Source organism: Cytophagales bacterium, assembly GCA_033344775.1.
In the GTDB taxonomy this organism is placed as follows: Bacteria; Bacteroidota; Bacteroidia; order Cytophagales; family Cyclobacteriaceae; genus JAWPMT01.
In genome coordinates this window covers 711662-722500 of record JAWPMT010000005.1, presented here as the reverse complement: position 1 = coordinate 722500, position 10839 = coordinate 711662, and the positions used below count along the sequence as shown (strand labels likewise).

Annotated in this window: 5 protein-coding genes and 2 rRNA genes (1 of these 7 running past the window's edge); 5 read left to right on the top strand and 2 right to left on the bottom strand. The window is 42.0% G+C overall.

Features of this window, described 5'->3' with window-relative positions; all coding sequences use genetic code 11:
* From R8G66_20645 to R8G66_20635, 3 genes are all read left to right on the top strand, one after another.
* Window positions 1–2005 (top strand): 23S ribosomal RNA (locus R8G66_20645); it begins 857 nt to the left of the window's first position.
* Window positions 2006–2176: 171 nt separating this feature from the next.
* Window positions 2177–2288, top strand: a 5S ribosomal RNA gene (gene rrf, locus R8G66_20640).
* A gap of 267 nt (window positions 2289–2555) precedes the next feature.
* On the top strand, window positions 2556–2729 hold the full coding sequence (locus tag R8G66_20635) for a hypothetical protein (protein ID MDW3194798.1): 174 nt from the start codon (window positions 2556–2558) through the stop codon (window positions 2727–2729).
* A gap of 524 nt (window positions 2730–3253) precedes the next feature.
* On the opposite strand, the gene R8G66_20630 is transcribed toward R8G66_20635, so the two are convergent.
* Entirely contained in the window at window positions 3254–5695 is a 2442-nt protein-coding gene (locus R8G66_20630; protein MDW3194797.1) for an ABC transporter permease, read from the bottom strand.
* Window positions 5696–5945: 250 nt separating this feature from the next.
* Here R8G66_20630 and R8G66_20625 point away from each other — a divergent pair, with 250 nt between their 5' ends.
* Window positions 5946–7991 carry a M3 family metallopeptidase gene (locus R8G66_20625; GenBank protein MDW3194796.1) on the top strand — a complete coding sequence of 682 codons (2046 nt, stop codon included), beginning with the start codon at window positions 5946–5948 and terminating at the stop codon, window positions 7989–7991.
* Here the strand turns inward: R8G66_20625 and R8G66_20620 are convergent, their stop codons facing one another.
* Complete coding sequence (locus tag R8G66_20620; GenBank protein MDW3194795.1) at window positions 7992–8990, bottom strand: hypothetical protein; 999 nt, start codon at window positions 8988–8990, stop codon at window positions 7992–7994. It lies immediately after the preceding gene.
* Between the two features lie 387 nt (window positions 8991–9377).
* Here R8G66_20620 and R8G66_20615 point away from each other — a divergent pair, with 387 nt between their 5' ends.
* The gene (locus tag R8G66_20615; protein MDW3194794.1) at window positions 9378–10784 is read left to right on the top strand and encodes an MATE family efflux transporter; all 1407 of its coding nucleotides are present in this window, start codon (window positions 9378–9380) and stop codon (window positions 10782–10784) included.
* The last annotated feature ends 55 nt before the right edge of the window (window positions 10785–10839 follow it).

Genomic DNA, 10839 nt, shown 5'->3' with positions numbered 1-10839 from the left:
AGCGTGTGGAGATGTTTGTTAGAGGTAGAGCTACCGATTGGACTAGGGGGAGTCACATCCTACCAAATCCAGACGAACTCCGAATGCTAATAAATTATCCATGCAGTGAGGGTTAGGGTGCTAAGGTCCTAATCCGAGAGGGAAAGAACCCAGACCTACGGCTAAGGTCCCTAAATCCGCGCTAAGTTGAACTAAGGAGGTCCAATTGCTTAGACAGCCAGGATGTTGGCTTGGAAGCAGCCATTCATTTAAAGAGTGCGTAACAGCTCACTGGTCGAGCGATAGGGCATCGATAATAATCGGGCATTAAGTGCGGTACCGAAGCCTAGGATAGTAATATGGTAGGGGAGCATTCTCTGTGCGGCGAAGGTGTGCTGTGAGGCATGTTGGAGCGCAGAGAAGCGCAAATGTAGGCATAAGTAACGATAATGCGGGCGAGAAACCCGCACACCGATAGACTAAGGTTTCCCCGGCAATGCTAATCAGCCGGGGGTTAGTCGGGGCCTAAGGCGAACCCGAGAGGGGTAGTCGATGGATAATCGGTTAATATTCCGATACTACCCATAACTGCGATGGGGTGACGGAGGAGTGAAAGTCTCGCGTACTGACGGAATAGTACGTTGAAGCGTGTAGGTATATTGGATGTAGGCAAATCCGCATTCGATGCTGAACGTGATAGTACCACAACGCTACGGCAGCGTGGATAGTAGACCTAATCAGACTTCCGAGAAAACCCTCTAAGCTACAGGTTATGGGTACCCGTACCGTAAACCGACACAGGTAGTCAAGGAGAGAATCCTGAGGTGCTCGAGTGATTCATGGCTAAGGAACTAGGCAAAATGACCCTGTAACTTCGGGAGAAGGGGTCCCTACGTGAGTAGGGCGCAGCGAAACGATCCAGGCGACTGTTTATCAAAAACACATGGCTTTGCGAACTTGAAAGAGGAAGTATAAGGCCTGACACCTGCCCGGTGCTGGAAGGTTAAGGGGGGGAGTTAGCTTCGGCGAAGCTCTGAACTGAAGCCCCAGTAAACGGCGGCCGTAACTATAACGGTCCTAAGGTAGCGAAATTCCTTGTCGGGTAAGTTCCGACCTGCACGAATGGTGCAACGATCTGGATACTGTCTCGGCCATGAGCTCGGTGAAATTGTAGTAACGGTGAAGATGCCGTTTACCCGCAACGGGACGGAAAGACCCCGTGAACCTTTACTATAGCTTCACATTGGTATTGGGTAAATGATGTGTAGGATAGGAGGGAGACTTTGATCGTGCGTCGCCAGGCGTATGTTAGTCATTGGTGAAATACCTCCCTTTGTTTATCTGATGCCTAATCTGGAGACAGAGACAGTGTGTGGTGGGTAGTTTGACTGGGGTGGTCGCCTCCAAAAGCGTAACGGAGGCTTTCAAAGGTACCCTCAGCATGTTTGGTAATCATGCGAAGAGCGCAATAGCATAAGGGTGCTTGACTGTGAGGCCAACAAGCCGATCAGGTAGGAAACTAGGATATAGTGATCCGGCGGTTCTGTATGGAAGGGCCGTCGCTCAAAGGATAAAAGGTACTCCGGGGATAACAGGCTGATCTCCCCCAAGAGCTCACATCGACGGGGAGGTTTGGCACCTCGATGTCGGCTCGTCACATCCTGGGGCTGGAGAAGGTCCCAAGGGTTGGGCTGTTCGCCCATTAAAGTGGCACGCGAGCTGGGTTCAGAACGTCGTGAGACAGTTCGGTCCCTATCTGTTGTGGGCGTAAGAAGTTTGCGTAGATCTGACCTTAGTACGAGAGGACCGGGTTGGACTAACCGCTGGTGCACCAGTTGTCTCGCCAGGGGCATTGCTGGGTAGCTACGTTGGGAAGGGATAAGCACTGAAAGCATCTAAGTGCGAAACCCACTACAAGATGAGACTTCTTTAAAGGGATGTTCTAGACGAGGACGTAGATAGGCTGTAGGTGTAAAGGCAGTAATGTCAAAGCTGAGCAGTACTAATTACCCGTAAGCTTTCTTTAAGCGACTATACTTGTAAAACGATTAATGATCAGAATCTTTTACTCTGACAACATGTTAAGGATATTAATGTGTGCTGATAAGAAGTATCAGCAGACTAAGATTTTATAGTGATGATAGACGGACTGCTAGTCCGAGGGTGTCTGACACCCGTTCTAAGTTGCTAAAGACTTTATGGTGATTATAGCGAGGGTGTCCACCTCTTCCCATTCCGAACAGAGAAGTTAAGCCCCTCAGCGCTGATGGTACTGCCGTAACAGGTGGGAGAGTAAGTCGTTGCCAGCTTTTAACAAGACCCATTCATTAATTTGAATGGGTTTTTTTATGCCTGAACGTAAAGGCTACATTCGATACAATCCACGATGGATTGTTACATCGGATCAAATATGACGTAGAGTTCTTCAGCTGGGCCTCAGAGCTGATGGTTTCGTTCCACTACGGCTGCCGTAGAAGGTGGGAGTGTAAGGCTACGCGCCCCGGTCGTTTCCATGGATCAAGCGGAAAACCTGTGGAATAGCTTCGAATAGTCTAATTTCGATTTAAAAAAGAGGATTGGACACATCAGCTTGGGAGTTATTGTTGCCGGAAGGCATGCTGACCTACTTTGAGGTCACTGCAGTTGAAAAATCAACAGAAGGATACTGGATCAGTTTAGTGGAGAAGGAATTGACTCCTACTGAATTTTTGGGTCATAAACTTAGTTCTAAAGGCTTCTTTGAAGAGTAACCATCAAGGACTTCCCTATTTGTGGTAAAGCCTGCTATTTGAAAGTCAAGCGTCGACGTTGGCTCAATGAAACAATGAATGAAGTAGTTTCCAGAAATTTGGAGCTAGTTGCAAAAGGCACCCGCATGACCAAAGATTTTGAGGCTTTTTTAAAAGCAGTGCATCGATACCAATCCGATAAGTTGTAAAAGCCTGGGTAAATACTTCCATGTCAATGGCAAGCTCTTAGAAGAGCAGTACTTCTCTCACCAGAGTGATTATACAGCCTGGGACCAACTGTCACATGCCGAAGACTATGTTGTCTTCCCGGATAACATTGGTCCCTATCTAGCCATTGATGAAACATCTGTATCACAAGGAGAACTCAACACGATCATAACCAATAAAGCAGCAAAAGGTAACAAAGGTTGTTTGGTTGCTATAATAAAAGGCACTGATAGTGAGCGAGTAAAGTCTATTATCAAACGAAAGATAATCATTGGCTGAAAATTAGCCGTCGATTGACTTATAAGGGAGACCCTTAACTAATCATCTCTTAGGATAGATGCAGGATTCTTACTTGAGTTCACCTTTGTGATGGAATAGGTAATGATCATAATTAGACTCAGAACCATGAGTCCAGAGATTAGAAATATCGATGCAGATATAGATGTCTGATAAGTGAAATTTGACAGCCAGTCAATTCCAAAATAGAGTGTTATTAATATTCCAAATGCAAATGCAAATGCTAGGAGTCTTAGAAATTCGTAAGAAATGATGCCCAACAGGTGCCTGAATTTTGCTCCTAATACTTTTCGAATACCAAACTCTTTTGTCCTTTGTTCTGTTGTGAAACTTATTAATCCAATAAGTCCCAAAATAGCAATTGAAATGGCCAAGACTGTGAATACATTCAACACAGATGCAAATTGTCTTTGTCCCTTAAAGCTTTTATCGAATTCCTGATCAACAAAATGATAATTGAATGGGATTCCTGGATTGAGATCGTTCCACAGTTTTTCCAGGTTATTAACGACATTATTATAGTTTCCACTTAAGACACGGCCAACCAAAAAGTTTTCATTTCTCCACATTGGTGAGTCTTTATGTAACAAAGCGAGGGGTTCAACAGGGCTGTGAAGTGCCCAAAAATTGAAGTCTTTCATCACTCCAATAACTGTGAACTGGAGATCATCATAGTACGAAACTTTTTTCCCAATTACAGATTCTATATCCTGATCTGGAGAAACCCATTCCATCTGCAGGGCACATTTTTCGTTGATAATGATACTTTGGATATCGCCTTCTCCTTCGTCAAAGAAATTTCTGCCGGCCTCAAGTTCTATTCCAAGTGTAGGCATGAATTGAGGGTCCGTTAATATCATTGTGACTGCTAAATCTTCAGTTTTTGGTGAGTTTAGAGGCTTTAAGTTATCCTGATTCCAGCAATTAGGGGGAACATGACTGGTCAATGAAGGGTTTTTGAGTAGGCCAGAACTAATCACTTGATCCCTAAATAATTCACCATCGTCGGCAAGCCATTCCAGGTGTTCAATGGCTATCAGGTTCTCACTCTCAAAACCCAACTCTTTCGTATTCAGAAAATCTAACTGATCTTGTACCAACAGGGTGGAAGAGATTAATGCTATTGAAATTGTGAATTGAAATATGACGAGGCCATTTCGTAGGTTGAATTTATCATGAGATTTCATTTTGGAACCTTTTATTGCATCGACCAGGTTGAAACGGGTCATAAACCAGGCTGGGTAACTTCCGGCTAATAGACCTATGATCAGGATCATTAATATCATGATCATCAATATTGTAGGGTCTGAAAAAAGATTAAGTGAAATAGATTTATCTGCCAGGGAATTGAAATATGGTTTTGCCAGCTCAGCTATTCCAAATCCTAATAGAACTGAGATTGAACTGAACATCATAGATTCCATTAAAAATTGTTGACTAATCTGACTTTTGGACGATCCCATCACCTTCTTAATGCCTATTTCTTTTGCTCTTTGTCCAAAACGAGCAGTAGATAAATTCATGAAGTTGATGCATGATAATAGCAAAATCAATATTGCCACAGAGATGAAAATATTCACTCTAGATTGGCTACCAACGGGACCAAGTCGGTTGGGGATTGCCCCTGAGCGAAGCCTAATGTCCGTAATATTTTGTAATTCCAGTGTCCAGTTTTTTTGGCGAGCCTCTTCGTCACCTACGTATTGTGCCGGTAATGAGGCCAAAGCGCTATTCACTTTTTCGGAACTTGCATCGTCATGAAGAAGTACATAAGTCACGAAAGCGGTCCATATCCAGGAATCGGAGCGATCGATTATGTTTTTGAAGGTGTTCATCGAAATCAACATGTCAAAATGAAAATGACTTTGGTCTGGTATGTTATCGATGACGGCCGTTACTTTAAAAGTCCTGAGATCGGAGCCAACCCCAATTGATATCTGTTTACCTACGGCCGATTCTAAAGGAAAGTACTTCTGTGCATGGTTTTTTGTAAGGACTATGGATTTTGGGTTTAAAAGGGCGGTCTGTAGGTTTCCTTCTATGGCTTGAAATGTAAAGATGTCGAATAGCTCAGGGTCAGATGAAAGTATTCTTTTTTCTTTGAAGCTTTTTCTTTGACCCGCATTATCTAGCACAGAAATAACTTGTTCGCTACCAAAGTAGGGTGTATGAAGTCTGATGACTTTATCAACTTCTGGGATATTAGCTTTGATTGCTTGAGCCACAGCGGGACTAGTCGACCCGAACATGTCATTACTTTCAATCCATATGTTGGTCATATTGATTCGAAAGACTTCATCCTTATTTACATGAAATTGATCATAAGAATACTCATCATCTACATATAAGTAGATCAACAGGAAGCAAGCAGCACCAATTGCTAATCCAAGTAGGTTTAAGATGGTGAAAAATTTCTGCCGTAGCATTAACCTCAAAGCGATTTTGATCCTGTGATAAAGCATGACTTTCTTGATTTGCTAAGAGTGAAATAAAAATGCTGCCATAATTCGTAAGGCGTTGATAATTAGGGTATTAAATATTTTTTGAAATTTCTTTAATTCAAATTGTTCAATAGTCGAACATAATTTAGTTCGATTTTAATACAGAATACATCTCTTTTTTCTACAATATTCGGATTGAAACCTACATAGGTATTCATGAGTTTAAAGATGAATTAGCTTTACAAAGAATTACTGTAAAAAATAGCGATACATGTCAGATACTAACCCTTTGTTGTTGCCCTTCGAAGCTCCATACGAGGTGCCACCATTTAGTGATATTGATAGCAACAACTATATTCCGGCAATAGAAAAAGCACTTGCTATCGCCAGGGATGAGATCAAAGAGATCAAAGAGGATCAAAACAAACCCACTTTTGACAATACAATTGAAGCATTGGAGAAATCCGGTGAGCTACTGGGTAAAATAACTCCCATCTTGTTCAATTTGAATTCTGCAGAGACAAATGATGCGTTGCAAAAAGTAACTCAGGAGGCTTCTTCTATTTTAACGGAATTTGAAAGTGAAATCAGTCAAGACCCAAAGTTATTTGAGCGGGTTGAGCAAGTGTTTGAGGCTAAGGAATCCCTCGGCTTAAGCACAGAGCAAATGACTTTATTAGAAAAAACATATAAGGATTATGTAAGAAATGGAGCTAAACTCGACGCTGAGCAGAAGGCGGAGTTTAGAACGATTTCTGTTAAGCTACAAACGTTGGGATTAAAGTTTGGTGAGCACGTTTTGACGGAAACCAATGCTTTTCGTTTGAAAATAGATAATGAAGCAGATCTGAGTGGTTTGCCTGCAGATGTAGTTGAGAGGGCTGCTGAACTAGCAAAATCTGAAGGTAATGATGGTGCCTGGCACTTTACCTTACAAGCACCCAGTTTCATTCCATTTATGGAATATGCAGATAATCGCACCTTGCGTGAAAAGATGTATAAAGCTCACATGACCAAGTGTTTTACTGACAATGAACAGAACAACACAGAGATCATCAAGGAATTAGTGTCATTAAGGAATCGGAAGGCCGAGTTATTAGGGTACGATTCATATGCCGCGTACATTCTTGAAGAAAGAATGGCTGAAGATCCCGGAAAGGTTTATGATTTTCTTGAAGACTTATTAGAAAGGTCACAGAAGAAAGCGCGAGGTGAAGTAGAGGAATTACAGGTATTTGCTAAGGAGCTTGGCTATGATATCACTATCGAACGATGGGATTGGGCCTATTTTTCAGAGAAGTTGCGCAAGCACCGATATGATTTTGATGATGAAGTTATTAAACCTTATTTCCGATTGGAATCAGTCATTGAAGGGGTTTTCAAAACTGCCGAGAAGCTTTACGGAATAACCTTTGCACAGCGAACTGATATTCCAGTTTATCATTCTGATGTTCAAGCCTATGAAGTAAAAGAGAATGGAGAAACCATAGCGCTATTCTTTGCGGATTTTTTCCCCAGGGATGGGAAGCGTCCTGGTGCCTGGATGACTAGTTTTCGTGGGCAAAGTAAATTGGGAGATAAGCGTGTAATTCCTTTGGTGAGTATCGTTTGTAATTTCACTCCGTCTACAGCGAATAATCCTTCTTTACTTAAGTTTGATGAGGTCAAGACATTGTTTCATGAATTCGGGCATGCTTTACACGGAATTCTGTCGGATACGACGTATGAGGAATTGGCAAGTCCTAATGTCTTCTGGGATTTTGTTGAATTACCCTCTCAGGTATTTGAGAATTGGTGCTATGAGAAGGAATGCCTTGATCTATTTGCCGCTCATTTTGAAACCGGGGAGCCTATTCCTTCGGAGTTAGTGGATAAACTAAAAGCATCTTCTACTTTTCACGAAGCGTACATGACGGTAAGACAATTGTCTTTCGGGCTATTGGATATGGCGTACCATCATCTGTCCTCAAACCGACTGGGGGAACTGTCAGACATCAGGAAGTTTGAGCAGGATAACATCAAGAAAACCGACTTATTTAATGAGGTTCCAAATACATGTATGAGTACACAGTTTAGTCACATTTTTGCTGGTGGTTATGCTGCGGGATATTACAGCTACAAATGGGCAGAAGTATTGGACGCAGATGCTTTTGCAGCTTTTCAGGAAAACGGAATATTTGATCAAGAGACAGCCAGTGCATTTAGGAAACATGTACTAAGTGCCGGGCGTACTGAACATCCTATGGTACTGTATAAACGTTTTCGAGGTAAAGAACCTAGTCCTCAGGCTTTGTTGGTTCGAGCTGGGTTGAAGTAATTAATACTTGAATGAGTGATCGATGGTTTTTTGATCACTCTTCAATTCGTCTTTCAAATGGTTTATAAGTTGGTCTATTTGGAGCTTTAATTTGATTAATTCTTCTCCTTTTTCTTCTTTGTTACCAAAAACTAATTCTTTTCTACTTGGAGAAATAATCCGGCGATACATCCCTGTTTTCCCAAGTTTTTCAAGATAATTGGCCACTGCGGGCAACATGGAAACGAGGTTTTCAGTGGGTACCGAAAGCTTTTTCTCATGAATATTGTAGAGACAGCAGGCTAATTCATAGTCTGACAAGTCTACCTTATCTTCTGCGTCTAGCTGGATATTTTTAACTAAGCGGATCAGGCGTTTAAGGTTACCATCTACTTTGGTGTCCTTCACATTGATCCGGGCCATGTTCCGGAACGGCAAGAAGCTTCTTCTAGTCTTGTTGAGGAAATCATATTCTGCGATACCTCGATCAATTTCTCGCCTTGACTCTCTAAATGCAGATGTGTCTACCCAGATGGTCGGAAGTACATTTAATTGTATGCTTGGCCTTCTGGTGGATAGCTGGATGTAGATTTTATTGCTGAAGTCAACTTTGTCGAATGATTCTGGCTCTCCAGAAAACAAGCCCATGAGTAGCGTTCCTAATTTCTCTACACTTTTATAAGCTTCACCTTTTTCCCTAGGTCGGAGAATGGCCAGAATATCTAATTCATTGTTTAACTGAATTTGAGTGCCTGTATGGACTGCTCCCTGGTATCTCAAATCAATATTTACAGATCGTTCGTCGAAGAATCCTCTAATTCGTTGAAGCACTTTTCCTGCTACTGTATAGATTCGTTTGGTGTGTGATGTATCCAAAGCCTGCATCGACTCCAAAATATATTTTAGATAGGGGCCGTATTCGGAATGCTCGTATCCAGTTGATAATATATGCTCATCACGAGCACTATCAAACCGGCGATCTAAGAGTTTGTCAAGGGGTGTTTTCGGCGAGTTATCCATCTAACAGGTTATGCAAGCGCGACCTATATTTTAATAAAGGTAATGAAAATATGATATATGCAAAATGCAATTAGATCATGCTTCAAATCTCATGGATCGCTAAAATCCTTTAAAATGGTCAATTTTGGAATGAAAAATGAATTTAAATGATATACAGGCTGTGCGTAGAAATTGTGGATTTTAATTGATGGAATTGTATGATCTGTTTAAAAACTTCTTTTGGAGAAAAATCTGGTAAATGTTTTGAAGAACGCAAATTCCGTTACATTTGCATTATTATGTTTAGTCTCAAGAACATATCGGTGGGAAGAGTAAAGTGATAGTTCGCCCGAACTAGTCTCTTTCCCAAATAATCTTTTTTATCCACACTTATTATTTCTTATTATTATGCTTTCTGTTTTTACAGGTGCTAAGCGTTTATTTCAATTCATATTAGAGGCATTGAAAGGCTCAGAGAAGGATTTCACTTCAGGTGGCATCAATAGAGCTATTTTCATGTTGAGTATTCCCATGATCATTGAAATGGGAATGGAAGCCGTATTTGCGGTTGTTGATTTGTTTTTTGTATCACGTGTAAGCGTGAATGCCGTAGCCACAGTCGGGCTTACCGAATCGGTGTTGTTTATCATTTATTCTGTGGCGGTGGGACTAAGTATGGCTCTTACAGCAATAGTGGCTCGGAGGATCGGAGAAAAAAACCCGGAACGAGCTGCCAATGCAGCATTTCAAGGTATTCTGGTGTCTTCGGCTATAGCCATTGTTTTAGGCCTTATAGGCTTTGTGATGGCAGATGACATTCTCCGATTGATGGGTGGTGACGAGAGTCTGATTTCAGAGGGTGTTGGCTATACACGAATCATGTTTGCCGGTAATATTAGCATCGTGTTGATATTCGTCATTAATGCAATCTTTAGGGGGGCAGGAGATGCCTCTATTGCGATGAGAACGTTGATGCTTGCTAATGGTCTTAATATCGTTCTTGATCCTATTTTGATTTTTGGCCTTGGGCCTATCCCTGCTTACGGGGTAGAAGGTGCGGCAATTGCAACAACTTTGGGAAGAAGTATTGGCGTAATCTACCAACTGGCTAGTTTGTTTAGGGATAAATCGATCATTAAGCTGACGGTTAAGAACCTAGTCATTAAGGCTAAAACCATTTCAGAGATCATCAAGGTATCGATCGGGGGAATGGGTCAATTCCTTATAGAATCCGCCAGCTGGATATTTCTGGTGAGGGTGGTTTCAATATTCGGAACTGAAGCTATTGCGGGCTATCAGACTTCCTTTAGGATCATTGTTTTTACGATTCTACCAGCCTGGGGAATGGCGAATGCAGCAGCAACTTTGGTTGGACAGAACCTGGGAGCAGGTCATCCTGATCGCGCAGAGAAATCTGTATGGCACACAGCTAAATATTGCATGATATTCCTGGTTGTTGTGTCCGTCATATTTTTCTTGTTAGCGGATCCGATAATTGGCTTGTTCACGCAACAAGCGAAGGTTATTTCTATTGCTAAAGAATCCCTTCAAATCATCTGTTTGGGGTATCTGTTTTTTGCATATGGCATGGTCGTGATACAGGCTTTTAATGGAGCGGGAGATACCCGAACTCCTATGGCAATTAATGTCGGGGTATTTTGGTTGTTTCAAATTCCGTTTGCCTATCTGGCCGCCGTTCATTTTGACCTTCGCGAGACCGGAGTTTTCATATCCATCGCAGTTGCACATTCACTGCATGCGATTGTAGGGGTATTCATTTTCAGGAAAGGGAAATGGAAGAAGACTGTTGTATAGCACTTCGAGAGACTCACCCTTCGAGAGCCTCTGGGTCCGAGTAATTATGATACTA

What these genes read in the sequence shown, in the direction of transcription:
- R8G66_20630 (MDW3194797.1), bottom strand. Translation starts at nt 5,695, where the DNA reads ATGCTTTATCACAGGATCAAAATCGCTTTGAGGTTAATGCTACGGCAG.
- R8G66_20625 (MDW3194796.1), top strand. Translation starts at nt 5,946, where the DNA reads ATGTCAGATACTAACCCTTTGTTGTTGCCCTTCGAAGCTCCATACGAG.
- R8G66_20620 (MDW3194795.1), bottom strand. Translation starts at nt 8,990, where the DNA reads ATGGATAACTCGCCGAAAACACCCCTTGACAAACTCTTAGATCGCCGG.
- R8G66_20615 (MDW3194794.1), top strand. Translation starts at nt 9,378, where the DNA reads ATGCTTTCTGTTTTTACAGGTGCTAAGCGTTTATTTCAATTCATATTA.